The 24,473-nt window shown below is 65.8% G+C and carries 19 protein-coding genes and 1 tRNA gene; 14 read left to right on the top strand and 6 right to left on the bottom strand.

Going from position 1 to position 24,473, the window contains the following annotated elements:
* Positions 1 to 273: 273 nt before the first annotated feature.
* From ACQE3M_RS07680 to ACQE3M_RS07670, 3 genes are all read left to right on the top strand, one after another.
* On the top strand, positions 274 to 1,494 hold the full coding sequence (locus ACQE3M_RS07680) for a M24 family metallopeptidase (protein WP_430505008.1): 1,221 nt from the start codon (positions 274 to 276) through the stop codon (positions 1,492 to 1,494).
* Positions 1,495 to 1,895: 401 nt separating this feature from the next.
* Entirely contained in the window at positions 1,896 to 3,701 is a 1,806-nt protein-coding gene (locus ACQE3M_RS07675; RefSeq protein WP_430505007.1) for a PAS domain-containing sensor histidine kinase, read from the top strand.
* A 156-nt stretch (positions 3,702 to 3,857) separates the two neighbouring features.
* Entirely contained in the window at positions 3,858 to 5,042 is a 1,185-nt protein-coding gene (locus ACQE3M_RS07670) for an MFS transporter (protein ID WP_430505006.1), read from the top strand.
* 133 nt (positions 5,043 to 5,175) lie between these two features.
* On the opposite strand, the gene ACQE3M_RS07665 is transcribed toward ACQE3M_RS07670, so the two are convergent.
* Together ACQE3M_RS07665 and guaB are read right to left on the bottom strand one after the other, a co-directional pair.
* Positions 5,176 to 5,799 carry a HalX domain-containing protein gene (locus ACQE3M_RS07665; RefSeq protein WP_430505005.1) on the bottom strand — a complete coding sequence of 208 codons (624 nt, stop codon included), beginning with the start codon at positions 5,797 to 5,799 and terminating at the stop codon, positions 5,176 to 5,178.
* Positions 5,800 to 7,172: 1,373 nt separating this feature from the next.
* Complete coding sequence (guaB, locus tag ACQE3M_RS07660) at positions 7,173 to 8,669, bottom strand: IMP dehydrogenase (protein WP_430505004.1); 1,497 nt, start codon at positions 8,667 to 8,669, stop codon at positions 7,173 to 7,175.
* Positions 8,670 to 9,095: 426 nt separating this feature from the next.
* Between guaB and ACQE3M_RS07655 the strand changes: the two genes are divergently transcribed.
* The 5 genes from ACQE3M_RS07655 to ACQE3M_RS07635 all read left to right on the top strand — a co-directional run bounded on the left by ACQE3M_RS07655 (position 9,096) and on the right by ACQE3M_RS07635 (position 12,197).
* Positions 9,096 to 9,311 carry a DUF8099 family protein gene (locus tag ACQE3M_RS07655; RefSeq protein WP_430505003.1) on the top strand — a complete coding sequence of 72 codons (216 nt, stop codon included), beginning with the start codon at positions 9,096 to 9,098 and terminating at the stop codon, positions 9,309 to 9,311.
* Positions 9,312 to 10,469: a DUF5794 domain-containing protein gene (locus ACQE3M_RS07650; protein WP_430505002.1), complete on the top strand. Its 1,158-nt coding sequence runs from the start codon at positions 9,312 to 9,314 to the stop codon at positions 10,467 to 10,469.
* A 127-nt stretch (positions 10,470 to 10,596) separates the two neighbouring features.
* Complete coding sequence (locus ACQE3M_RS07645) at positions 10,597 to 10,821, top strand: DUF5795 family protein (protein ID WP_430505001.1); 225 nt, start codon at positions 10,597 to 10,599, stop codon at positions 10,819 to 10,821.
* A gap of 156 nt (positions 10,822 to 10,977) precedes the next feature.
* A tRNA-Trp gene (locus tag ACQE3M_RS07640) sits at positions 10,978 to 11,151 on the top strand.
* A gap of 452 nt (positions 11,152 to 11,603) precedes the next feature.
* Positions 11,604 to 12,197, top strand: coding sequence for a DUF4352 domain-containing protein (locus ACQE3M_RS07635; protein ID WP_430505000.1), 594 nt, complete (start codon positions 11,604 to 11,606; stop codon positions 12,195 to 12,197).
* A gap of 36 nt (positions 12,198 to 12,233) precedes the next feature.
* Here the strand turns inward: ACQE3M_RS07635 and ACQE3M_RS07630 are convergent, their stop codons facing one another.
* Positions 12,234 to 13,589: a PQQ-binding-like beta-propeller repeat protein gene (locus ACQE3M_RS07630; protein WP_430504999.1), complete on the bottom strand. Its 1,356-nt coding sequence runs from the start codon at positions 13,587 to 13,589 to the stop codon at positions 12,234 to 12,236.
* Between the two features lie 701 nt (positions 13,590 to 14,290).
* Here ACQE3M_RS07630 and ACQE3M_RS07625 point away from each other — a divergent pair.
* The 3 genes from ACQE3M_RS07625 to ACQE3M_RS07615 all read left to right on the top strand — a co-directional run bounded on the left by ACQE3M_RS07625 (position 14,291) and on the right by ACQE3M_RS07615 (position 18,011).
* The gene (locus tag ACQE3M_RS07625; RefSeq protein ID WP_430504998.1) at positions 14,291 to 15,100 is read left to right on the top strand and encodes a creatininase family protein; all 810 of its coding nucleotides are present in this window, start codon (positions 14,291 to 14,293) and stop codon (positions 15,098 to 15,100) included.
* 146 nt (positions 15,101 to 15,246) lie between these two features.
* Positions 15,247 to 16,614: an aminotransferase family protein gene (locus ACQE3M_RS07620; protein WP_430504997.1), complete on the top strand. Its 1,368-nt coding sequence runs from the start codon at positions 15,247 to 15,249 to the stop codon at positions 16,612 to 16,614.
* A gap of 245 nt (positions 16,615 to 16,859) precedes the next feature.
* Positions 16,860 to 18,011, top strand: coding sequence for a Gfo/Idh/MocA family protein (locus ACQE3M_RS07615; protein ID WP_430504996.1), 1,152 nt, complete (start codon positions 16,860 to 16,862; stop codon positions 18,009 to 18,011).
* A gap of 37 nt (positions 18,012 to 18,048) precedes the next feature.
* On the opposite strand, the gene ACQE3M_RS07610 is transcribed toward ACQE3M_RS07615, so the two are convergent.
* Both ACQE3M_RS07610 and ACQE3M_RS07605 read right to left on the bottom strand, forming a co-directional pair.
* Positions 18,049 to 19,158, bottom strand: coding sequence for a sensor histidine kinase (locus tag ACQE3M_RS07610; protein WP_430504995.1), 1,110 nt, complete (start codon positions 19,156 to 19,158; stop codon positions 18,049 to 18,051).
* A 156-nt stretch (positions 19,159 to 19,314) separates the two neighbouring features.
* Positions 19,315 to 21,738: a sensor histidine kinase gene (locus ACQE3M_RS07605; protein WP_430504994.1), complete on the bottom strand. Its 2,424-nt coding sequence runs from the start codon at positions 21,736 to 21,738 to the stop codon at positions 19,315 to 19,317.
* 177 nt (positions 21,739 to 21,915) lie between these two features.
* On the opposite strand from ACQE3M_RS07605, the gene ACQE3M_RS07600 reads away from it, so the two are divergent.
* Together ACQE3M_RS07600 and ACQE3M_RS07595 are read left to right on the top strand one after the other, a co-directional pair.
* Positions 21,916 to 22,269, top strand: a complete 354-nt coding sequence (locus tag ACQE3M_RS07600) for a hypothetical protein (protein ID WP_430504993.1) — start codon at positions 21,916 to 21,918, stop codon at positions 22,267 to 22,269.
* 337 nt (positions 22,270 to 22,606) lie between these two features.
* Positions 22,607 to 22,876, top strand: coding sequence for a DUF7571 family protein (locus ACQE3M_RS07595; protein ID WP_430504992.1), 270 nt, complete (start codon positions 22,607 to 22,609; stop codon positions 22,874 to 22,876).
* A gap of 252 nt (positions 22,877 to 23,128) precedes the next feature.
* Here ACQE3M_RS07595 and ACQE3M_RS07590 read toward each other — a convergent pair whose 3' ends face one another.
* Entirely contained in the window at positions 23,129 to 23,455 is a 327-nt protein-coding gene (locus ACQE3M_RS07590) for a hypothetical protein (RefSeq protein ID WP_430504991.1), read from the bottom strand.
* Here ACQE3M_RS07590 and ACQE3M_RS07585 point away from each other — a divergent pair.
* A complete protein-coding gene (locus ACQE3M_RS07585; protein ID WP_430504990.1) occupies positions 23,454 to 24,404 on the top strand; it encodes an amino acid kinase family protein in 951 nt (316 codons plus the stop codon). The two genes, ACQE3M_RS07590 and ACQE3M_RS07585, sit on opposite strands and share 2 nt — an antisense overlap.
* Positions 24,405 to 24,473 lie beyond the last annotated feature (69 nt).

The raw sequence follows: 24,473 nt of genomic DNA, 5'->3' as shown, positions 1-24,473 counted from the left end.
ATGGACCATAGCTCACTACAGCCCATATATAATGGTTTCGCAGATACTGAGCCAGCCTCGCGCCTCGACGAGCCTCCGGGAACCGGGGTCGTTTTGTCGGTGGGTCACCGCGACGCGGCAACCGGCGACGCGTCCGGCCCGGAAACCCGTGATGCGTCCGGCCCGGCAACCGGCGACGCATCCGGCCCGGCAACCCGCGATGCGTCCGGCCCGGCAACCGGCGGCGGGTTCCGCGAGGACAACGGCTTTAGGAGGCGCCGACGCAGGTCGGGTATGCAGCGGGACCTTTCCGCACTCGACGACCATCTCGAGGACGCCGGCGTCGACGGCTATCTCCTCGACGCCTCGCAGGACGACTCCGACCAGCTCTACATTTCCGGGTTCACCGGCCCGGATCCGTTCCTGACGCTCCGCGCGAACGGCCGGACCCACCTGCTCGTCTCCGGCCTGGAGTACGGCCGCGCGACGGAGGAGGCCACCGCCGACACCGTTGAGCGCCATGCCGATTACGACTTCGAGTACGGCGGCCGCGAGGAGAAGCTCGACATGTACGCCGAGTTCGTCGCGGACAAGGACGTCGACTCGGTGATCGTCCCGCCCCGTGGCCCGGTCGAAACCGCCGACGGGCTCCGTGACCGCGGGATCGACGTCGAGGTCGACCGCAACGACGTCGTGACCGACATTCGAGCCGTCAAGACCGAGGCCGAGATCGACCACATCCGGGAGGCCCAGCACGCGAACGAAGCCGCGATGCGAGCCGCCGAGGACCTGATCGCCGCCGCCGACGTTGCCGGCGAGGGCGACGTTGTGGGGGAGGACGGTGTCGCTGGCGACGCCGACGCCGACTACGACCCCGGCACCCTCGTGTACGAGGGCGCGCCGCTCACGAGCGAGCGCGTGAAAGAGGAGATCGAGGTGACGCTGCTCCGGCACGGCTGCGCGCTCGACGAGACGATCGTCGCCTGCGGGGCGGCCGCCGCTGACCCCCACGACCGCGGCTCCGGGCCCCTGCAGGCCAACGAGTCGATCATTATCGACATCTTCCCGCGGGACAAGGCCTCGAAGTACAACGCCGACATGACGCGAACGTTCTCGAAGGGCGAGCCCTCCGAGACCGTCCGGGAGTGGTTCGACCTCACCGAGGAGGCCCTCGAGGCCGCCCTCGACGCCGTCGAGCCCGGGGCCACCGGCGAGGCGGTCCACGCGGCCGCCTGCGAGGTGTACGAGGACGCCGGCGAGCCGACCTTCCGCACCGACCCGGAGACGGAGACCGGCTTCATCCACTCGACGGGCCACGGCATCGGGCTCGACGTCCACGAGCTGCCGCGACTCGCCACCGGCGGCGGCGAGCTGGAGCCGGGCCACGTGATCACGGTCGAGCCCGGCCTCTACGACCCCGACGTCGGCGGCGTCCGCATCGAGGACCTCGTCGTCGTCACCGAGGACGGCTACGAGAACCTCACTGACTACCCAGTCGAACTCGTGCTCGACTGAGTAGCGAGGCGCTATTGCGGTCGACTCAGTCACTGTCGCGTTCGACGGTTCGGCGGGCCGATTTTCGCTGCGAGTCGTCGTCGTTTCGGGTCATCCATCGGTGAGTCGTGCCACCGTGCATCACTACGCCTCGGCCTCGGTCGGTTTTCGGAATTCACCACGGTCCGAGTGACGATATAAATCGCGAATGTGACGTGTGTGGTGCTGTCACGCCCTCCAACGGGCTTTTCCGTGAATAGCCATTATACTGGATACTTACCACCCTCTGCGGTCGCACCCGGGTCCGACCCGTGATGTGACGCCTTGGGACGGAGACCACATATGAAGGCACACACTTACGGTGACGATCACAGTCAGGCCACCGTCGCGCCGTCGCCTGCTTCGCAGTCGGAGAGTCGAACGTGAGCGGGGTTCGAACTCCCAGCAGCGACAGGATCACGATACTTACCGTCGACGACGACCCGGCGTTCAGCGAACTCGTTTCGACGTATCTGGAGCGGCTGGACGACCGGTTCGAGGTCCGAACGGCGGAGGGCCCGCGGGCGGCGCTGCGCATCGTCGACGAGGAGCACGTCGACTGCGTCGTCAGCGACTTCGACATGCCGGGGCTCGACGGGCTCGAACTGCTCGAAAGCGTCCGCTCGAAGGACGCGGACCTGCCGTTCATCCTCTTCACGGGCAAGGGGAGCGAGGCGATCGCCAGCCGGGCCATCTCCGCGGGGGTCACCGACTACCTCCAGAAGGAGTCGGGCACGGAGCAGTACAAGATCCTCGCGAACCGGATCCGGAACGCCGTCTCGGAAACCGAGGCGAACCGGCAGATGGACCGCGCGTTCGAGGCCATCGACGCGGCCCAGGAGGGTATCGCGCTGCTCGACGACGACGGCGCGTTCCTCTACGTCAACGACACGTACTGCGAGATCACCGGCTACGACAGGACGGATCTCGTCGGGGAGCACTGGGAACTGCTGGCTCCCGAGGACGCCGTAGTCCATTATAACAAGGAGATCCAGCCGTCGCTGGAAGCAACCGACTACTGGCAAGGCGAGACGACGTACGTCCGGAAGGACGACCGACCCGTCGTCGTCGACCACGTGCTCTCCTACACGGACGACGGGACGATGGTCTGTCTCATCAGCGACGCGTTCGGCACCGAAACGCATGGCATGCCCGAGGGTGGCGACCGCCTGCTCGACGAGGCGCTCGACGCGATGGAGGACATCTTCGTCGTGCTGGACGAGGACGGGAACTTCCTGCGGGCCAACCGCCGGTTCGCTGAGGTGACCGGGTATTCCCTCGAGGAGCTGAGCGCGATGAAACGCAGCGATCTGTTCAGGGACGAGGACGTTGGGCGGATCGAGACGTACCTTCGTGAACGCGACGTCGCCGGCCGGGCTAAACTGGAGGCGTCGCTCGTCACGAAGGACGACCGGACGATTCCCTACGAGTTCCGGACGCGTGAAATGACGGACACCTACGGCAACACCATCGGCTACGTCGCAAGCGGTCGCGACATCTCCGACCAGCGCCGTCGCGAGCGCCAGCTCGAACGGCAGGCGGCACAGTTCGAGTCGTTCGCCGAGGTGTTGGCCCACGACCTCCGCAACCCGCTCGCCGTGGCCTCCGGCCGTGTACAGCAAGCACTCGAGATCGGGTCGACCGAGCACCTCGATGCCGCCGCCAATGCGCTCTCGAACCTGGACAGCGCCATCGACGACCTGGCGGACGCGATGCAGGAGGGCTCGATCGCGGAGTCGACGACGCGGGTGCAGCTCGCCAGCGTCTTCGAGGATGCCCTCTCGGGCGTCGGGTCCGACGGCACTCGACTGACCGTCGATCCGGACCTGTTCGTCGAGGGCGACGCCTGCGCGATCACGCGGCTCGCGGAGAACCTGCTTTCGAACGCCGCGGATCACGCCGGCCCGTCGCCGTCCGTCCGAGTTGGGTCGATCCGGAACGGCTTCTTCGTCGAGGACGACGGACCGGGGATCCCCGAGCCCGACCGCGAGACGGTATTCGAGCCCGGACGTACCTCGAAGGCCGACGAGGGCGGGTATGGACTCGTCAGCGTTCGGCAGATCGCCCTCGCCCACGGCTGGAGCGTTCGCGTCACCGAGGGAACCGGCGGGGGCGCGCGGTTCGAGTTCACGGACGTCGCGCTCGAGGAGCAAACCGCCGACGCCGAACGAGCCGACAGCGCGATCTAGCTCGGACCCGGACGTCTCGACGCGCGCACACGTTCCCCGGATCCGTCCGCGGTATCCGCGACGTACCTTCACGATAGTTCGTCCGAATATCGCCGGAGACGGGGCTGATCGCGCCGGGATCGCAATCGCCTTTTAACTGCCGGTCCAAGCGATGACGTGAACTGGCGGTACGCTTACACTGCACTGCTCCTCTGCACGCTCGCGTTCGCGGCGACGATGGTCGCGCGACTGGTCATCAGCCCGGTCGTGCCCCTCATCGCGGCGGACTTCGGCGTCTCCTACGGCACGATCGGGCTCGCGCTCTCGGGCATGTGGGCTGCCTACGCGCTCGCGCAGTTCCCCTCCGGCGTCCTCGGCGACAAGTTCGGCGAGCGTCGGATCATCCTCACCGCAGTCGGGTCGACGGCGGTCACCGCGCTGCTCCTGGCGTTCGCGCCGTCGGTCGAGGTGTTCATTCTCGGGACGGTCCTTCTCGGTACCGGCGCAGGGCTCCACTACTCGGTCGCGACGACGTTCCTGGCGAAGCAGTTCGACGACATCGGCCGCGCGATCGGCTTCCACGTCGCCGGCGGCCCGATCGCCGGGCTCCTCGCGCCCCCGATAGCGGCCTACGTCGGCGCCCAGTACGGCTGGCGGTCGGCGCTGCTGCTCGGTGTCGTCGCCGCCGTACCCGTGTTCGTACTGTTCGCGGCGAAGGTCGAACCGACGGAGCCGGCCCGCCCGGACCAGCCGATTCGGGAGCGGTTCGAGCTGGGCGCGCTCGTCGAGCTGCTCTCCCGGAAGTCGATCGCCTACACGACGGTGCTCGCGATGTTCGGCGCGTTCGCCTGGCAGGCGACGGCCTCGTTCCTGCCGGCGTTCCTCGCGGAGGCCGGCGGCCTCTCGACCGGTAACGCGGCGATCCTGTTCTCGCTGTACTTCGTGATCCACGGCGCGACACAGCCGCTCACCGGTGGACTCTCCGACCGGATCGGCCGCGACCCCGCCGCGATGGTGACGATGACCTCCGGCATCGTCGGCTACGGCCTGCTCGTCGTCGGCGCGCTCGCGGACGTCGGCATCGTCACCTACGCGGTCGCGACGCTGTTCGTCGGCCTCGCGATGTCGTGGGGCGCGCCGGTACAGTCGCGGTTCATGGACCTCCTCTCGGCCGAGGAGCGCGGGGCGGGCTTCGGGCTCGTCCGCACCGCCTACATGGTCCTGGGCGCCACGGGCAGCGTCGTCGTCGGCACGCTCTCCACCCTCGTTAGCTGGCCGGCGGCCTTCGGCCTCCTCGCCGGCATCATGGCTATCGGCCTGTGTACGCTGCTCGGCAACCGGCTGCTGGGACTCGACCTGTAGCCGTCTTCGTCGACGGACGGGACACCTCGAGCTCCTCGGCCAGCTGTCGACGGGACACAGCGGAAAACGTGTCGTCGTGATCGGCGAGACGGTCAGCCGGGTCGGACGATATAAGAGACCGAATCCGTCGGGACTACTCGCCGAACTCCTTCTCGTCGCCGTCTGGGAGGTCGATGTCCTCGGCGTCCCCGCTGCCGACCTCGCGGAAGAGGCCCTCGAACTCCTCGTGTTCCGTGAAGCCGCTGACCGTCGTGTCGAGCTCCTCCTGGAGCTCCTCGTGGCGCTCCTTGAGCCGCTGGTACTCCTCGTTCTCCTCGAGCTCGGCCTGGCGCTTCTCCGCTTCGAGGACGGCTATCTTCGAGGAGACGGAGAAGAGCTCCTGCACGCCCTCCTCGTACTCGTTGCGCTCCAGCAGCGACTCGACCGTCTCGCGAAGCGATTCCTTCGAGACCGGTTTGACGAGGTAGTCGTCGAAACCCATCTCGATGATGTCGAAGTCGGGTTCGACGGCGGTGACCATCGCGACGCGGCAGTCGATGCCGCGGTCGCGCACCTCGTCGAGCACCTCGTCGCCGGAGAGGCCCGGCATCCGCCGGTCGAGCAGGATGGCGTCGATCTCGTCGTCGAGCGCGTCGAGGGCCTCTCGACCCCCGTAGGCAGTCCGGACGCGATAGTCGTCGCCCAGCCACGCGGCATACAGATCAGCGAGGTCGGGCTCGTCCTCGACGACGAGGATGAGGGGAGATTCTTCACTCATGTTTCGTTGACCCTGCGACGTCGTCGCTCACATGCATCTTCGGACCCCCCGCCATATCAAAATACCCCTTATCCGGCTCCCCGATCCGTTCGGGAGTTCGCCCTGCACCACCGCGCAGGTAGCTGCGTCCGAAGTTCGGCCGGACGCCGGAGCTTGCCCGAGCCCGGTTCGTCGAATCCATACTCGTAGGTGGACGATGTCTCTCTTAATTTAATCGTTCGCGGCCAACGTATGCCGCTCCGTCCTGTGGTTTCGCTCTTCGTTCCTGGGTGGTCCTTTGTAGACACTGCTGCGCTTGACCGCACTGCAGACTCCTTGAGAGTTCTCGGCCGCTCTTTCTTATAGACCGTATTTGCCGGTACTGACGTTGCTGCTCTCACCCACGACAGCCGGAAAGCCCTCGACCGCTCTCGCTTATAAACCGGCTGTACAGGTGCAGACGCTGCTACTCTTGACAGCACCGCAAACACCCAGAAAGGCCTCGGCCGCTCGCTATGCGTGAGTTTGGCCAGGTGATACGGGCTTGTTCTCAACAGCACCGCAAACTTCCAGAAAGCCCTCGGCCGCTCGCGGTCGCTGAGCGACATATCCGCGCCTCTCTGCACAGCCCGGCGCGGATAGGGGTCGACTCAGCGACTCCCCTCCGGCGCGACCGGCCGTCGCCCTTTCAGTCCGCCAGGACCACGACCGCACCGCAACCGCGACAGCGACAGCACCGCACAGCAACCGCAATCCCTCAGCCCTCCCCAGCCTCGGCCGGGGCGCGCCGGCCCGCACAGCCGCGGCGCGCCACCGGCCTCCCTCGCACGCGTTACTCGCGCGCGCCGGCTGCCCCCCACCGCGCGCCGGCTGCCCCCCCCACCGCGCGCCGGACAGCCGGCGCACGTCGTTGACGAACCAACCGCCACGAGCGACGCTCGACCACCACCCCCAGGTGGGACTGAAAGGGGCAGCCGCTGAGCGGGACGCCCTGCGACGGAAGCACCGCAACCCCGGCGAGCGACCGAAGGGAGCGAGCCGGGTGAGGAGCGCAGCGAGCAGCGCGACCGCTCAGCGGCTGGGGCTTTCTGGGCATGCCGAGTGGTGTCGCTAGCGACGCTAACCGGGTTTGTTTAAAAGAGGAGCACTCAGCGGCTGTGACTTTCTGCGTGTGCCGAGTGGTGTCGTCCGCGACGATAACCAACTCTATTTATAAATACGACCGCCCCTGAGGTTGGGACTTTCTGGGTGTGCCGAGTGCTGTCGCTCGCAACGACGACCGAATAAACCAACTAACAAACGACTACCTTAGCTGCCGGTAGCTTCTGGAAGTACAGCGAACCGATAAAACGCCCAAAAACGCCCCGTCCAAAACCGAAAGCCGCGAATAGCAGCTATTCGTCCGGGCTGTAGTTCGGCGCCTCGTCCGTGATCATCACGTCGTGCGGGTGGCCCTCGGTCTGGCCGGCCGCGGAGACGCGGACGAATTCGGCGCGTTCCTTCACTTCCGGAATCGTCTCGGCGCCGACGTAGCCCATGCCGGAGCGCATGCCACCGACGAGCTGGTGGAGCTCCGAGGAGAGGGTGCCGGTGTACGGCGTCGCGGCCTCGACGCCCTCGGGAACGAACTCCTCGTCCTCCTCTTCCTCCTTGAGGTAGCGCTCGCCGCCGCCCTCGTTCATCGCGCCGACCGAGCCCATCCCGCGGTACTGCTTGTACTTCTTCCCGTTGCGCGTGATGACGCGGCCGGGCGCCTCCTTCGTGCCGGCGAAGTAGGAGCCGAGCATGACGGCGTCAGCGCCGGCCGCGATGGCCTTGATCGCGTCGCCGGAGTAGCGGATGCCACCGTCGGCGATGACGGGGACGTCGTGCTGGCTGGCGACGTCGGCCACTTCGGTGACGGCCGTGATCTGCGGCATGCCGGCCCCGCTGACGACGCGCGTCGTACAGATGGAGCCCGGGCCGATGCCGACCTTCAGGCCGTCCGCGAAGTCGACGGCGGCCTCGGCGGCCGCGCGCGTGCCGACGTTGCCGACGACGACGTCGGCGTCGACGGTCTCCGCGATGGCCTCCGCGGAGTCGAGGACGTCGAGGTTGTGGGCGTGCGCACAGTCGATGAAGAGCACGTCGGCGCCGGCCTCGTCGGCGGCGATGGCACGTTCGTCCTCGAAGGGGCCGACGGCGACGCCAGCGAGGAGGCGGCCCTCCTCGTCGCGGGCGGCGTTCTCGTGCTCGCGGCGCTCGAGGATGCCGGCCATCGTGACGAGGCCGACCAGGTGGTTGTCCTCGTCGACGACGGGGACGCGCTCGATCTTGTGGTCGTACATGAGCTCGAGCGCCTCGCGGGCGCTGACGTCCTCCGGCGCGGTGATGACCTCGTCGGTCATCGCCTCGCGGACGGCGTCCTCCTCGCCGACCTCGAGGTACGGGCGGATGTCGGTTCCGGAGATGATACCGAGGACCGTGTCGTCCTCGTCGACGACGGGGGCACCGGAGACGCCCTCGACCTGCATCATGCGGTCGACCGCCTCGATGGTCATCTCCGGCTCCGCGGTGACGACGTTCTCGCGGCTGATGACCATCTCGTGGGCGCGCTTGATGCGCCCGACCTCGGCCACCATTTCCTCGGTGTCCATGTTGCGGTGGAGGACGCCGAGTCCGCCCTCGCGGGCCATCCCGATCGCCAGCTCGCTTTCGGTGACCGTGTCCATCGCGGCCGACAGGACCGGGAGGTTGACCTCGACGTTCTTCGACACGCGGGAGGAGACGTCCGCGGCGTCCGGTTCGACGCGGCTCTCCTTCGGTCGAAGGAGGACGTCGTCGAACGTCAGCGCTTCGGGGACGCGCAGCTTCTCGGAGAAAGGTCCGTCCGATGAGGATTGCTTCGCCATGTAATGGGTCACTCGGGATCCGGGAAAAACGTTGCGAGTCAGCACGGTTATGCACCGGTTTCCCACATGGCGGGCGGAGGTATACATGGAAGTGCATTTATCGAGGGTATACGAGTTTGGCAACTACCGTCGACGATCCCGACGATCCCGACGAGGATCCCGACGACGATCCCCAACTATCGACGAGCGAGCCCGACAAGTCGATCGTCCGAGCCCGGTGGTTCTTTCGCGAACGGCGTCCATCCGGGCAACCGGTGTCCGAATTGATTGATCGTGTACGACCGATCACAAATCGACGATATACAACCCGTAAACGCGATCGAACGTAGATCCCTTGCTGGGTTTAAAAGACGCCCCGTGATATCACCGTCGCTTGCGGGCATGTCTCACACAACGTTTAACCTTATCCCCCCTCTGCCTTCGCACATGGACTCCGACAGTCCCGCAGACGTGAGCATTGCCGGCCAGTCGATCGCCAGCTTCGGCGACCGCACAAAATCCGGCAATATCTTTACATTTGCGTGGGACTGGAAGGGTTGTCTCGGACTCGACGGCCTCGGCCGGACGCTCGGTCGCGCGCTCGGCTATCGTCGGTTGTCCGATCACCACCGTTTGCCCGTCGGTGAGGGCGTCTCGCGCTGAATGAGCGTCTCACAGCACCCGATAGCGCTCCGCCTAGAGGAGACCGTGGGCGGCGCCACGAGGCTGCTCGCGACGGTCATGGCGCTGCCGCTCATCGACGGCATCTTCGCTGCCCTCGTACTGGCAGGTGCGCTGTCGACGCCGGTCGGCATCCTCGAGACGGGGCTGCTGATCTTCGGCGGCTCCGCGACGATGGCCGTCATCCTCGCGGAGATGGAGGGCACGCGGCGCCAGCAAATGGCCTCGGTCCTCCTGATCGGCGCGCTCATCATCCCGGTCGCCGCCGTCCAGGCGGCGATCGCGCCAACGCTGGCCAGCCTGCTAAACCTGGACATCTTCCAGCGCTTCGCCGGGCTGGTCATCCTCGCGATCGCCGCGAAGACGGCCTCCTCGAAGGTCGGGGAGATCCTCCCTTCACCGGGCGTCATCATCGCGTTCGGGCTCGTGGCCAGCTTCGAGCCGTCGGGCGCGGCCCTCGAGTTCACCAGCGACCCGATGGTCGTCGCCCGCGGCGCGGCAGCCGCGGCGGTCGGCGTCGCCTTCGCGCTCGGCGTCGCCATCGCCTCGCCGCAGCTCCGCGGTCGCGTGAACATCGACCGGTTCCGCTTCGGCTCCGCCGTCGCGCTGGGCGTCCTTGCGCTGCCCATCCTCGGCCTGCTGCAGACCGACGCGCCCATCGCGCTGGCCGTCCTCACCGTTACGGCCCTCTTCGCGTACGACCCCGACGCGGACCCCGAAGCCGTGGCCGCGTACGCGAGGGGCGACTCGGACGACGATTCACCTGATACCCAGCTCGACGTCGACGCCGTCGACGACGAGGGCCCCGACGACGAGGACTCCGTCGTCGACCGCGTGACCGACGTCGCGACGGGAGCAGCCAGCAACACCGACGGCTATCCGGCCGCGGAGGACCGTGCCGGGCCGCTTGCCCCCGATGCCGTGCCCGCCTCCGTCGGCGTCGCCGACGGCTCCGGCGCGAGGACGTCCCAGCTGGACGGCGTCCCCGCAGCGGAGCTCGGCGACCGCTCCGCGACGTCGTCCGACGTTGCGAGCGATACCGTCGTGGACGTCGAAACGGACGTCGACGAGGCCGGCGGCGTCGTCGACGGTGCCGGCGAGGACGCCGACGACGAGGACGAGCGGGCGCCCTGGCTGTAGCGCGGGCTCGCGGTCGTCAAAGTCGTCGGAGGGGTCGCCGTCCGTCGCCGTCGCTGCTTCTCCGTCGCGCGTTCGCGGCCACCCGGCGCTTCGCCGGGCTTTAGGTCGTCGCTGTCCCACGCCACGTATGAGCAATCGCGTCGTTCAGGGACGGATGGTGACGCCGGAACACCTGGCGGAGCTGATCGAGGGGGAGGCCCCGCTCGAAGCCGAGTCGATCGAGGACGCCGACCGCGAGTGTCCGGACTGCGGCGGCGACGTCGTCAAGGTCGGCTACATGCCCAGCGTCACGGAGTTCGTGACCGGGTTCAAGTGCCAGGAGTGCGACTGGAGCGACACGGACCGGGAGTAGCGTCGTCGGTGAGGCGCAGCGGCGTCGTGTCGATGCAGCGTTGCGGCAACGCGCCGCGGCGTCGCTCCGTGGCGCCGTCGTCGTCGCCGTCCCGTCCATCGATCGTGGTGAATCGAAACCCCTTTAGGTACTATCGGATAAACAAGAGTCGCAAGAGGGGCTGTGGCCCAGCCAGGCAGGGCGACTGACTCCAGAGGCCACGCCCGGTGACGAACTCCAGACTGATATACCGAGCGGGCGACTGATCATCGCTCGTGTTGACGACCCTCTGGAGTACCGAGGCAAACCGGAGATATCAGTCAATCGGGGGTTCAAATCCCTCCGGCCCCATACCATCCTTCACTCTATCTTATCGCTTCTGAGAGATGTCTGTTTAATCCAACAGACGCCGCTCTTTCACAGAGGTGGGCTGCATGAACCGCATCGGCCAGCAGGCCGACCGCGGTTGCTGTCTCAACTGCAGCGCCCACGTCTCTACTGAGCTCGCTCGGACCGTTACCACTGACCAGGATCGGGTCCACCACTGCCAGTCCTTCGACAGTCGGGGTGCCAAACGGACCAGACTGGCGGGATGGAGAACCCGATTACTCCGATATAGACAATCGAGAAGCCCGAGGTCGCGGTCGAAGAGGCATACGCCGAGCAGCCTGCCCAAGAGCTCATGAGGACTGGCGGTCAATTGCTACGGTAAGTCGGATACCTTGCTGTATCAATGAACACTTTTTGGGCAGTGAATGTCAACTGATGGCAACGTTTATTTCTCCAGTTGGAGAGGCATTACTATGAAACGTCGAGACTACCTGAGTATCTTAGCTGGCTTAGGATTGCTTGGTAGCGGTGGCTATGTGTTCAGTCAGAAGACCCCGCGTGGAGAACAGACGGTCGACGAGCCAACCGCAACTCCAACGCCGGCGGATACGCCCACACCGACTCCGACACCGACTAGTACACCGGAATTCAGCGAGACGAAGACACATGGGGAGATGTCATTGACCGTCTTGAACGCTGCAACGGAACCGGAACTGACGATCGATGGGGAGCAACGCAAACCTGGTGAGGGAAACCTGTTTTTACTGGTCGAGCTTCTCGCCGAGAACAAAGGCGATTCATTAGACAATCCTCCAAGAGAACTCACATACGTAAACGGTGACACGGAATATGAGGCCAAAGGATCAGGTGGAAGTGAGGGCGAGCTGGACTCTCCGCAGAAGGAACTTTATACCGAAGGAGCCGCGCTCGGAGGAGGAGCCACGATGAGGGGATGGGTGTATGGTCCGATTCCGGAAGACCTCAATCAAGTCACGTTCAGATGGCACTATAGTAGTTTCAAAGCGGAGGAGCGTGATATTGAGTGGGAGATTCCAGTCCCAAAATAACTGCCCTCGTTAGACGGGCAGCTCCCGCCAGCGCGCTCAGTTCGTATTGTTTGGAGTAATATGCCGGAGAGTCTGACCCATCGTGTATATTCCCTCGCTTGCTGGCCGCAAGTGAGCAACAGCATCCGAATACGAAGTCGGCTGGTCGTCTTCGGTCACAAGTTGCGTTCTGGTAGCTTCGCCACTTTGCGTGTCGATCGCATGGACCCGAATCCCGGAACTGGCATCATCATCCGGAATGAGCAACTTGCCTTCGGTTAGTATTCCAGCATCCTCGGCAAACCTGTTCCGATTGCTATACTCCCACTGCTTCGATCCATCAGAGGCACTAACAGCGACGATCGTCTCTGGACTGATGAGGTAAGCTCGATCACCATCGGAACAGACCCCCAGGACAGTTTCCGTTCCGAGGAGATCGTTCGCAACCCAGTTCTGGGATCCATCCGCGGTATACGAAATGAGCCCAGAGGCTATTTTGCCATCTCCTGAGAGGTCCTCATCAGCTGTCATCGCCGAGATGAGCTGACCGCTTGCGATTGTCGAGTCAGCGAGATTATCCATGTCGTTATCGTCTACCCACGTTTTGGTGAACTCAGACTCGACAGCCCCAGACTGGGCATTCCGGACTTGGACTTTCATACTATAGTTCTCCGGCTCGTGACCGATGAGGTAGAGCCGATCTCCCTCGGTGAGGAGCCGTTTGGGAGCAGTTGTACCGTTTCCATCAAACCCATCCAACTCACTGTCAAACACCAGTTCGCCGTCGTTCGGGTTGACAATTCTGAGGTGGACGTTCGACGATTCGAATAGATAAGCGATATGTCCTGAATCTGTCGCCTGAGCTTCTCTCATATAAGGTTCTGTCCAACCTTCTTTGAGAAGTCCAGTTCTCTTTCCGGTTTTAGCATCCAGTATCAAGAGATCGCCAAACTGGTTGAGTGCACCCAAAAAGCCGTCCGCATAAACTATCGACCTGAGATCGTGATCTCGAATCTGCCAGACACGTTCGCCCGCCCCACTATAGGCCACAAACTCGTTCGATTTAAGAACGAATAGCTGGCCGTCGCCAGCGATAACGTCCATAGCAGTATACCTCGGCTCACCGACACGAGCCTCCCAATTTGTCGAGTAGTCACTATCAGTAAAAGTCTGCGTTGGGACGAACCGGCTATTCGTACCGTCCTTCGCCCGGCTAATCCAGTCTACTGGTTTCACCTGTGAACTCGGCGTTTCGCTGTCTTCTGGTGTCTCAGAATATTCTTCTTTCGCCTCTTGCACTTCTTCGGGAGGGGTAGGGCTTTGCTGACCGTCACTGGACGAACCGCCGCTACACCCCGCCACCGCAACACTTGTTGGAACTGCTGCTAATCTGATAAAACTACGTCTATCCATAACTAATCAACAAACAGTTAGCACTTAAATATTTATTATCTCACAATAACGGTTATCGAATATGCTCCACGCCATCAGTGGCATTTCCAGTTATACTATGTGGGTGGTCGTACTCGTCAAAGCGAACTCGCCCTTTAGAACTGTCCAGTGCTTCCCGTCTGACTCGAGAACGCCACCCGGTTTGACGGGCTTCGCGAGCAGCTGGCGGCAGTCATCCTCATCCAAACCGTCGGCAGTTACAAGCTCGGAAGTCTCTTAGACTGAAGACTCTCAGGCCTCACTTCACACCTGTCAGTCGCCAATTAGACCGTACAGCGTTGTATGCGTCACTTTACGGATTGTCGTTATCAAGCCGAAGAGGAAATTATTTAATTTGAATCCCTGAGCAATGACGACTCGTCTATTTCTCCCAACGAGTCGAACCACTGCTCGAGTCGCTTCGCGACGGTCGGGCCGAGACCGTCCACGCTGGTGATGACCTCGACTAACTCCTCGTCGGGATCGTTGTCGGCGTCGCCGTCGTCGGCGTCCTCGACCCGGTCGCTTTGTAGCGTTTCGATCGCGACGTCGAGGTCCCGGGAGAGCTGCTCGGTGACCTAAAGATCGTGCGTCCCGCCGTCGATCTCGACGCGAACCTTCCTGGAAGATACCGCCAAACCGTAGACACGGGAACTAAGCCCACCGCCGACGAGCGCCCGTACATGTCCCAATCGGACGACCTGTACCGGCTCGCGGAAATGACCTGGCAGGAGGTCGAGGCCGCCGTCGACGAGACGCAGACGATCCTCCTGCCGGTTGGGAGCACCGAACAGCACGGCCACCACATGCCGCTCGGCGTCGACGTGTACATGCCCGACGCTGTCGCCGAGCGCGTCGCCGAGCGGACTGGTTGCCTGCTCGCTCCGCCGGTCTGGTACGGCGTCAGCCCGCATCACACGTTTAAACCAGGGACGTTCACCGTCGAGAGCGAGACGTTCCAGCACTACGTCCGCGACATCTGCGCCTCCGCGGCCGACTGGGGCGTCGAGAACGTGCTGCTGATCAACGGCCACTATCTCGTGCAGGATCCCGAGCTCGACGTCGTGGTCCGCGAGCTGACGAACGAACACGGGATGCGGGCGTTCCACGTGCCGCTGATCTCCGGGTTCGAGGACGCCGCGACGGCGGTCCGGGACAGCGACGTCTCCTTCCACGCCTCCGAGTTCGAGACGAGCATGATGCTCGAGCTGTTCCCGGAGCTCGTGGATATGGACCGCGCGGAAGCCGTCGACGCCCCGGACGACGCCCTCCCGCTGACCGACTACGACGCGTTTGGCGACAACCGCGTCGGCTGGGCGCTCTCCGCCGACCGGATGGACGAGCTCACCCCCACCGGCAACCTCGGCGACCCGACCGTCGCGACCCGCGAGAAGGGCGCGCGGATGGTCGACGACGTCGTGGGGAAGGTCACCCAGCTCGTCGAGGCCCTCGACGACCTCGACGCCCCCACGGCGGCTGAGTCCGGGGAGTGACCCGTCGATAGCGGCCGCAACTCCGCTTCGAACCTCCGGCGCTCGTGCTGGGCTGTGAACGTCTCTAAACACCCCGCTTCTAGTGTGACGGATAGTGTGGGCTCCGCCACCACCACCCATATAAGCCCCACCACAGAGACACGCCCATGCGCAACCACCAGCCACCCACGCAATCGGACCCCGACGACGCCGCGATCCCGCACTGGTACGACGCCGACAGCGATCGCCTCGAGGTCGTCGAGGGCGACGGCGCGACGGTCTACGACGCGGACGGGACCGCGTACCTCGACTTCCAGTCGCAGCTGTACTGCTGTAACGCGGGCCACTCGAACGAGGCGATCCTCGACGCGATGGACGAGCAGGCCCGCCGGATCCCGTACGTTTCCTCCGCGAAACACAACGACACGCGCTCGAAGCTGGCCACGCGCCTCGCCGAGGTGGCCCCGGGAACGCTCTCGGACGTCTACTTCGCCGTCTCGGGGAGCGAGGCGAACGAGACCGCCGTCGCGATGGCGCGGAAGGTGCAGGACGGGCACAAGGTGCTCACGCGCTGGCAGTCGTACCACGGCGGCACCTACGGCGCGGGGAGCCTCACGGGCGACCCGAGCACGCGCACGTCGCTGGAGGTGCACGCCGCGACGACCGGCGCGGGGAAGTTCCTCCCGCCGCTGCCGGAGTGCTTCGGCGGCGCCGAGGGCGAGGAGCTGGCCAAGCGCGCCGCCGACCACGTGGAGTTCGTCCTCCGGAACGAGGGCGCGAACTCGGTCGCCGCCATCGTGATGGAACCGGTCGCGGGCACCAGCGGCGCGTACACGGCGCCCCCGGGCTACTTCGAGCGCCTCCGCGCGATCTGCGACGAGTACGACGTCCTGCTCGTCGCCGACGAGGTAATCACCGGCTTCGGCCGGTGCGGCGAGTGGTTCGGCATCGAGACGGAGGGCGTCGAGCCCGACGTGATCACGTTCGCGAAGGGCGTCACCAGCGCCTACGTCCCGCTCGCGGGCGTCGTCGTCGACGAGGCCATCGGTGCGGAGATCCGCGGGGGCTCCTACGATCTCGGCCAGACGTTCGCGGGCCACCCGGTCGCCTGCGCGGCGGGCCTCGCGGCGATCGACGAGTACGCGGACGGCCTCATCGAGCACGGCGCGGCCGTCGGCGACTACCTCGAGGAACGCCTCCGAAACGTCGCGGCCGACCACGACGCCGTCGCCGAGGTTCGGGGCCGCGGACTGCTGTGGAGCCTCGTGTTCGCCGACCCGGAGACGGGCGAGCCGTTTCACCATCCGTGGGCCCCGGACGAGCCAGCCGAGCGCGAGGAGGATGGACCCGATTCCGACGACGGCGACAATCCCGTCGCCGAGTTCCGCGAGGCGGCCCAGGACCGGGGGGTCATCCTCGGCAGCGGTCGGCCGGACGTGCAGGCGATCGTCTCGCCGCCGCTGTGCGTGACTGAGGCGGAGGTCGACCGGGCCGTCGACGCGATCGACGAGGCGATCGCGGCCGTGTTCGACTGACCTGCGCGGGTCGGACCTTCGGGCCTTCCCCGGCGCCCCGACCGCGTCGTCGCTGTACCCCGCCGACGCCGTCCGCGTCGGAACCTCACTGCATCGTCGCTAGCGCCCGGATGCATCCAGTCAGTACTGAAGCGACCGGGGCCCGACCCAAGGATTCAGTGTGGTGGCCGCGAAACCGACTGGCGACTGCACCAGCTCGATCCGACGGATGGGCGGCGTCGCGTTCGGGCACTCGGGGTCACCACATGACGGGACACACACTCGACGTCGGCGTTCTGGGGTACGGCTTTATGGGCAAGGCGCACGCGAACGCGCTCGACCGACTGTCGACCTTCTTCCCGGACGCCCCCGCCGTGAACAAGGCGGTACTCGTCGGCCGGGACGAGGCGCGGCTGGCCGCTGCCGCGGAGCGGTTCGGGTTCGACCGGACGGCAACGGACTGGCGGTCCGTCGTCGACGACGTCGACGTCTTTTACAACCTCGGGCCGAACCACCTCCATCGCGAGCCCTCGGTCGCGGCGCTGGAGGCCGGCACCGCCGTGTTCTGCGAGAAGCCGCTGGCGACGACGCTCGCGGACGCGGAGGCGATGGCCGCGGCCGCCCGCGACGCCGACGTGCCGGCCGCCGTTGCGTTCAACTACCGGTTCGTGCCCGCGATCCAGTACGCCAGGGAGCTGATCGACGACGGCGCCCTCGGGGAGATCCGCCACTTCCGCGGCCGCTACCTCCAGGACTGGCTCGTCGACCCCGAGGCCCCCTGGTCCTGGCGGAACGACGCCGACCTCGCCGGCAGCGGCGCGCTCGGCGACCTCGGTGCCCACACGATCGACCTGGCTCGCTTCCTGATCGGGGACGTCGCTGGTGAGATCCGACGGGTCAGCGGTCATGTCCAAACGTTCGTCGACGAGCGACCCGTGGAGGGCGACGGCAAGGGCGATCGTGATGGCGGGGGTGACGGCGACACGCGCCCGGTCACCGTCGACGACGCGTACAGCGCGCAGTTAGCCTTCGACGACGGCGCGATGGGAACGATCGAGGGCTCGCGGGCCGCAACCGGCCACAAGAACGCCCACACCATCGAGATCGAGGGGTCCCGCGGGGCGCTGAAGTTCGACCTCGAACGACTCAACGAGCTCCAGGTGCGCACCGAGGGCGACCGCGGGTTCCAGCGCGTCCTCGTGACGGAAGAGGACGACCCGTACCTGGACCACTGGTGGCCGCCGGGGCACGTCCTCGGCTGGGAGCACACCTTCGTCCACGAGAACTACGAGTTCCTTTCCGCGGTCGCCGGCGGCGAGGGCAGCGCCCCGACGTTTGCGGACGGGCTGGCGGTCCAGCGCGTGCTCGACGCCATCGAGCGCAGCGACGACCGTGGCGAGTGGGTCACCCTGGGCTAGGCGGAAGTCCCCGCTCGGCCGATTTATAAAGATACCCTCACTCGAGCGACTCGGCGTCGGCTTTGGGCAGCCACATACGCACCGTCGTCCCACCGGAGTCGCAAGGCTTGATCTCCACCTCGCCACCGGACTGCTCGACGGCGGCTTTTATCAGATACAGCCCCAGGCCGACCCCGTGGGTGAGTCTGGTCTCCTCCACGTTCTCGAGGGCTTCGACCTCGACCGCGGGAATCCCGCCGCCGGTGTCGGTGATGTCGATCCGACACCAGTCCTCCGAGTCGGCGTGTTCGGCGTCCTCGACTATCGAGACCGCTATTTCGAGATCGTCCGGATCGTTGTGCTCGACGGCGTTGGCGAACGTTTCCCGGATGGCCATCTCGAGGTCCGGGTGGGCTTCCACGACCACGGGTTCGGTCTGCTCGGTGCTGACGTCGACCGCGGGCTCGCAGCTCTGGATCCGTTCTGCACCCTTGTCGATGCAGTCCGTCACGTCCATCGTCGTCCGCGTCTCCTCGCTCAACACCTCCTGAATACGTCTCGCCGTGTCGCTCAGCTCCTCCAGCTCGTCGAGGTGCGCCAGCACGCGTTCCCGTGCCTCCTCGGCGCTGTCCTCCTCGCCCGTTAGCGCCTCGTCGAGCCACCCTTCGATGATCGACAGCTCGTTCCGGATGTTGTGCCGCAACGTTCGGTTGAGGACGCTGACCTGCTTCTGTAGCCGGGTCGCCCGTTCGGTCTGGTCGCGCAGCTCCGCCAGTCGCTGGTCGTAGGCGACGTGGAAGTGGGTGATGATCGTCGCCATGGCGGCCCCGCCGAAGCCACCGACGAGGATCAGGTACTGTGTCCCCATCGGCGTCGCGCCGGCAAGCGTCTGTAAGGCTTCGATGAACGCGACGAAGCCGGCGCCGTACAGGTAGCCGGCACAGAGGACGACCGCGGAGCGAAGGACGTGTCTCGCGGACGGATCGAGCCGTTCGAACCGACGCCCGGCGTACCCGATGCCCACGCTCAAGAGGAGCGGGACGACGGTCTCCGCGAGGAGGATCCAGAACGGATGGGCGTGGGCGACGTAGTGACCGACCCCGATTCCGAAACTCGAGAGGGCAAACAGGTAGTGTGTGATGGCCGGATACCTCTCGAGAAAATCCATTTGAGTTGCCTCGTCGATTCGTTTCTATCGCGTCTAGGTTAAATATTCTGTCTTCATACCGTAGCGATACGGGCTTCGACCCCGCCGCGTGTCGGGACTGCCGAGTCACCGTTGGCGTCGCCACCGACTCGGCCACGCGGTCGGAGCGAGCCTCGGTCACCCGGCACTGGCCTGTTGGCTTTCCATCCCTCGGAACTCGAACCGGGCGCCACCATCGGTACCGTCGGTGACGGTGACCTCCCATCCGTGGGCCTCCGCGACCTGCTTGACGATGTTCAGCCCGAGCCCCGAGCCGCCGGTCGTCGACGAGTAGCCCGATTCGAAGATGGCCTCCCGCTCGTCGGCCGGAATTCCCGGCCCGTCGTCCTCGACGTAGAACCCGTCTTCGAGGTCGCCGACGGTTATCGTCACCTCGCCGTCCCCACTCGACGGACTGCTCCCGGCCCCGTGCTCCACGCTATTCCGCAGCAGGTTCTCCATGAGCTGGCGCAGTCGCGCGTCGTCCGCGCGGACGACCAGGTCGGTTTCGACGCGCAGCTCCGCCGACCCGGATTCGACGGTCTGCCAGCATCCTTCCGTGAGGACCGCCAGATCGACCGATTCGAGCTCGGCCAGCTCGGTCTCGGCACGCGCCAGCGACAGCACGTCCTCGATGAGCGACTCCATGCGTTCGTGCGCGCGAGCCACGGCATCGAGGTGCTCGCTGTCACGCTCGCCGCGAGCGAGGTCCAGCTGTCCCATCGCGACGTTGAGGGGGTTCCGCAAGTCGTGGCTCAGCGTGCTGGCGAACTGGTCTAAGCGCTCGTTCTGGCGGTCCAGCTCGTCCCGCTGGCGAACGAGCTCCTGCTCGTGTTTGAGCCGAGAGAGCGCCAGCTCGGTCGTCGTTCCCAACAGCCGGGCCAGAAACACGTCGTTGTCGTCGAACGACCCCGGCGCCGTCGTGCCGAAGCTCACCGTGCCGTGCTCCCCGATCGGCACGATCATGAAGCTCCGGAGGGGCGTTTCCGGGTCGGCTGCGTGGTCCACGTCGTCGACGTCGTCGTAGATCACCGGCGACCCCTCCTGGTACGCCTCCCAGGTGGTGCTCGTCTCCTCGGGGCCGAACGCCGGGCGGGGGCCGAGCAAGTCGGTGACCTCGTCGGTAGTCGCCACGGGGACGAGCCGGTTCGTTTCCTCGTCGTGGTAGCGGACCACCGTGATCGGGAACCCGAGGATGGCTCCCGACGCAGCGGCGACGCGTTCGGCGATCTCCTCGGTCGAATCCGCCTGCATGAGTTCCCGTCCCGTCTCGTGAAGTCGCTCGAGGCGCCGATTCCGCTCCCGAAGCACCGACTCCCGCTCGACCCGGTCGAGTGCGGCCCGAACCGTCCGGCCCAGTAGTTCCAGGAACTTCCTGTCGACCTCGTCGAACGCGTTCGGCTCCATCTCGGAGACGATGAAGACGCCGTGGTCGCCCAGGGGATAGATGCACCCGGTCCGGACCGGCGTCGCGTCGGCCAGCTCGTCCACGCTCTCGACGCGGTCGATGTGGACCGGTTCCCCGTCCTCGAACGCGTCCCAGACGATCGCCGACGTCGGCGACTCGTCGGACCGGTCGTACGTTGGCGGGTCCCCGAGCTCCGATCGTACCTCGTCGAGAGTGGCGACCGGTTCGAGCCGCTGCCGGTCGTCGGACAGCAGGTGGAACCCCGCAAGCGGCGCGTCGAGCACGTCGCCAACGACGTCGATCGCGACCTCCGCGGTTTCCGCTTTCGACGTCGCCTCGATCAGGTCTCCCGTCCGCTGGATGAGCTCTTTTAGCGTCTCCTCCCGCTCCCGCCGACTGGTGATGTCCCGAGCGTAGACGACGATCCCCTCGATTATCGGGTCGTCGAGCAGGTTCCGGCCGCGCGCTTCGAGCCAGCGCCACGAGCCGTCCCCGGCTTTAAATCGGAACTCGACGCTCTCGTGTCCGCCGGGGGTCCGGACCAGGTCGCTAAATCGCGCCATCGCCTCGTCCTGATCGGCCTCGTGAACGTAGTCGAACGCGTAGTTGCCGGTCATCTCGTCGGAGCTGTAGTCGAGGACCCGCTCCGCGGCGGGACTTAAATACTCGAAGTTGCCGGCGTCGTCGACCACGAGGATGACGTCCGTCGACTCCTCGATCAGGCGCTGGTAGCGGGTCCGGGTCGCTTCGACGTCGCGCTCCGCCCGGTACTTCCCGACGGCGTTCTCGATGCGGTTCGCCAGGACCGCGTACTGGCTGGTGCCGCTCTCCTTCTGGATGTAGTCGGACGCCCCCTCCACGATGGCCTCGCTCGCCACCTCCTCGCTGCCCTTTCCGGTGTAGAGAATGAACGGGAGGTTCGGATACCGCTCGCGGACGGCTTCGAGGAACTCGATGCCGTCCATGCCCGGCATGTCGTAGTCGGAGACGACGCAGTCGTACTCGTTCGCTTCGAGGGCTTCGAGCCCGTCGGCCCCGTTCGGAGCGGTTTCGACGGTGAACCGCTCGTTCTCGCGCTCGAGGAACTCCGCCGTTATCTCCGTGATGCTTCCTTCGTCGTCGACGTGGAGCACCCGTATCTCGGAGGTTCCCATCCTGTTACCAGCGTTATGAAACCATCTGGTTAGTATGTATGGATCCCGCACACTTCGGCCACTTTTCGAATAATCGCCGACGGCACCGATGATCGATCCGCAGTCGACGGCCGTTCCGCGCGCGGACGTCGCCGCGCAAGCGCACTTTCTTGGGTCGGCCCCGCGTACCGGGTCGTAATGCCGACCGAACACGAGCCCACCGAGACGACGCGTCGCCCCGTCACGGTGATCCTCCTGCACGAGAGCGGCGACCACGACCGGATCGAGCATAGCTCGTATCGGGCGGCCATCGAGACGGTGACGGAGCGCGGATCCGAGGCGGCGGCCGCGAAGATCGAGGCGGCAGACGGGGAGGTCGTCTTCCGGTCGGACGAGATGGACATCGAGCGCTGGGAGAACGAGTGGAAACGCGCCAAGCGCCGGCTCGCCTTCGACGTCGAGGAGCACGAGTGCCCGTACGACGAGGTGGGCTGCTTCGCCGACGACCTGTGCGTGCAGTGCCAGATGGACCGCGTCGCGGAGTCCGGCTGACGCTTATAAATCCCTACCCGGAGCGACACTCGCCGCCATCGAGGAGCGACGTCCGGTCAGCGACGACCTCGCGAACGTGACACAGGCTGATGGCGCTCCAGCGGGACGGAACGGCCACCTGAGTGGTATAATTCGGCGTTTCTTCGCCGCGTCCCCCTATCTCTCCGCGGCGTCACATTTCCTCGTCCAGTAATTCTTCCCGGTCCAACCGGTGTTGGCGCGAGTCCTGCTCGGAGGCAACTCGAAGTTACCTCAACCCCACCACCCTCCCCCGTTTTCAGATTGTCGCGGGGGGCAGGTATTTGGGTATCGGTCACATGGACCAATATGCATCGCTATGAAACCGTGCCAAAACTGTCAGACGGTCATCGACGAGTACACGCTGGATAAACAACTCGAACCGCTGCGCGATCTGACGGTCGACGACTTCAACGTCTGTGCGGACTGCGTCACCATCGTTGCGGACGCGTGCGTCGAGTGTGGCGGCGCGGTGTACGTTCCCCGGGGCGATTCCCCGGAGCCGGACTACTGTCCGGCGTGCCGGTCCGAGCTGATCGAGCGAACGGGCGAGGATCCAGGCTGGCACTGCGACCCGATATCGACCTGACGGGCCACGACGTCGGCGGCCCCGGGAGAGTATTTTTGTAGCCTGCCAATATCGAAGCCGTATGCGACGCGTTCAGTTCGGTGCCGGTTCGGAGGAGGTGGTCCTGATTCTCGGGTTCGGCAACCACCCCGAGCACGACGGCGTCTAGTGACTGATCACGCAGCTGACGGCGGCGGAGTACGCGGTCACCGCCTTCGAGATCCTGCGGACCATCACCGACTTCGAGGCCGAGTATCTCGCGCCCGTCCGCGACTACGCTTCGCCGACCTTCCTCCGGGAGGCGAGACGGGCACAGGAGTCGATCCCGCCGTTCGACGCGGACGACCTCGTCTTTACCAACCCCGCGGACGCCATCGTCGGCACCGACGCCATCGAGGCCCAGACGCCATCGAGGCCCAGACGCCGGCGGCGAACCGGATCCAGTTCGACGGCGGCCACGAGCTGTTCTGCTCGCGGAGCCGGGACGAACACGTCGATGCACTCCTCGATGCGGTCGCGGGCGGGGTCGCGGCGGTCGAGGAGGTCGAGGCGTAACGCCGGCCACAATCCCCTTCCGCGTCCCCCGAAACGTCCGCACATGCCCAGGGCCATCGTCGCGCTCGGCGGTAACACGCTCCTGCGAAGTGGCGAGGGGACGGTCGCGGAGCAGCGCGAGCGCATGCGGGAGACGCGCGAGAACCTGCGTCCGCTCCGCGAGCGCGACTACGACGTCGTGTTCACGCACGGGAACGGGCCGCAGGTCGGAAACCGGCTCCTCGCGGAGGAGGAGTCCTCCGGGCCAGCGGAGCCGCTGGACGTCGTCGGCGCGGAGACGCAAGCGCAGGTCGGGTACCTGCTCCAGGGGGCCTTCGGCGACGCGTTCGGTCCGGACCCCGCGGTCGTCATCACGAGAACGCGCGTCGATCCGGACGATCCAGCCTTCGAGGACCCGACGAAGCCCATCGGCCCCTACTACACCGAGTCGGAGGTGACCGAGCAACCGTTCGAGACGACCGAGGTCCACCGCGACGGCGGGACGGCCTACCGCCGCGTCGTCCCCTCTCCCAGGCCGACGTCGGTGCTGGAGATCGACCGGATCCGCACCCTCGTCCGCGACGACGCCGGCCCGGTGATCTGCGGCGGCGGGGGCGGCGTTCCGGTTGTGGCCGCCGACGATGGCGACGGAGCGGGCGAAAATTCCGACACCACGTGCTTCGAAGGTGTCCCCGCCGTCATCGACAAGGATCACACGTCCCGCCTCGTCGCCGAGGCGGTCGACGCCGACGAGCTGCTGCTGCTCACCGACGTCGACGCCGCCTACCTCGACTACGGGACCGAGGATCAGCGGCCCATCGGCGCGACGACCCCGTCCGAGCTCCGTGCGCATCTGGATGCCGGCGAGTTCGCAGCTGGGAGCATGCAGCCGAAGATCGAGGCCTGCGTCGACTTCGTCGAGGCCGTGGGTGGGCGGGCGATACTCACGTCGCCGGCTCGGCTGGGCGACGCCCTCCGGGATGAGGCCGGAACGCGCGTCACGCACGCGGAGTGAGCCGGTCCGGGTCGGCCTCGGCCCGTCCGTGGCGATTCACCCGCTGCTGAGCGGCGGGGTCGGCGAGAA

This window comes from Halosubterraneus shenae (assembly GCF_050510935.1).
GTDB lineage: Archaea > Halobacteriota > Halobacteria > Halobacteriales > Haloferacaceae > JBDGPU01.
This window is presented reverse-complemented; position numbering and strand designations above follow the sequence as displayed.

Coding starts and splice junctions, on each gene's coding strand:
- ACQE3M_RS07680 (WP_430505008.1), top strand. CDS start 274: ATGCAGCGGGACCTTTCCGCACTCGACGACCATCTCGAGGACGCCGGC.
- ACQE3M_RS07665 (WP_430505005.1), bottom strand. CDS start 5,799: ATGAGTGAAGAATCTCCCCTCATCCTCGTCGTCGAGGACGAGCCCGAC.
- guaB (WP_430505004.1), bottom strand. CDS start 8,669: ATGGCGAAGCAATCCTCATCGGACGGACCTTTCTCCGAGAAGCTGCGC.
- ACQE3M_RS07655 (WP_430505003.1), top strand. CDS start 9,096: ATGGACTCCGACAGTCCCGCAGACGTGAGCATTGCCGGCCAGTCGATC.
- ACQE3M_RS07650 (WP_430505002.1), top strand. CDS start 9,312: ATGAGCGTCTCACAGCACCCGATAGCGCTCCGCCTAGAGGAGACCGTG.
- ACQE3M_RS07645 (WP_430505001.1), top strand. CDS start 10,597: ATGAGCAATCGCGTCGTTCAGGGACGGATGGTGACGCCGGAACACCTG.
- ACQE3M_RS07635 (WP_430505000.1), top strand. CDS start 11,604: ATGAAACGTCGAGACTACCTGAGTATCTTAGCTGGCTTAGGATTGCTT.
- ACQE3M_RS07630 (WP_430504999.1), bottom strand. CDS start 13,589: ATGGATAGACGTAGTTTTATCAGATTAGCAGCAGTTCCAACAAGTGTT.
- ACQE3M_RS07625 (WP_430504998.1), top strand. CDS start 14,291: ATGTCCCAATCGGACGACCTGTACCGGCTCGCGGAAATGACCTGGCAG.
- ACQE3M_RS07620 (WP_430504997.1), top strand. CDS start 15,247: ATGCGCAACCACCAGCCACCCACGCAATCGGACCCCGACGACGCCGCG.
- ACQE3M_RS07615 (WP_430504996.1), top strand. CDS start 16,860: ATGACGGGACACACACTCGACGTCGGCGTTCTGGGGTACGGCTTTATG.
- ACQE3M_RS07610 (WP_430504995.1), bottom strand. CDS start 19,158: ATGGATTTTCTCGAGAGGTATCCGGCCATCACACACTACCTGTTTGCC.
- ACQE3M_RS07605 (WP_430504994.1), bottom strand. CDS start 21,738: ATGGGAACCTCCGAGATACGGGTGCTCCACGTCGACGACGAAGGAAGC.
- ACQE3M_RS07600 (WP_430504993.1), top strand. CDS start 21,916: ATGCCGACCGAACACGAGCCCACCGAGACGACGCGTCGCCCCGTCACG.
- ACQE3M_RS07595 (WP_430504992.1), top strand. CDS start 22,607: ATGAAACCGTGCCAAAACTGTCAGACGGTCATCGACGAGTACACGCTG.
- ACQE3M_RS07585 (WP_430504990.1), top strand. CDS start 23,454: ATGCCCAGGGCCATCGTCGCGCTCGGCGGTAACACGCTCCTGCGAAGT.
- ACQE3M_RS07590 (WP_430504991.1), bottom strand. CDS start 23,455: ATGTGCGGACGTTTCGGGGGACGCGGAAGGGGATTGTGGCCGGCGTTA.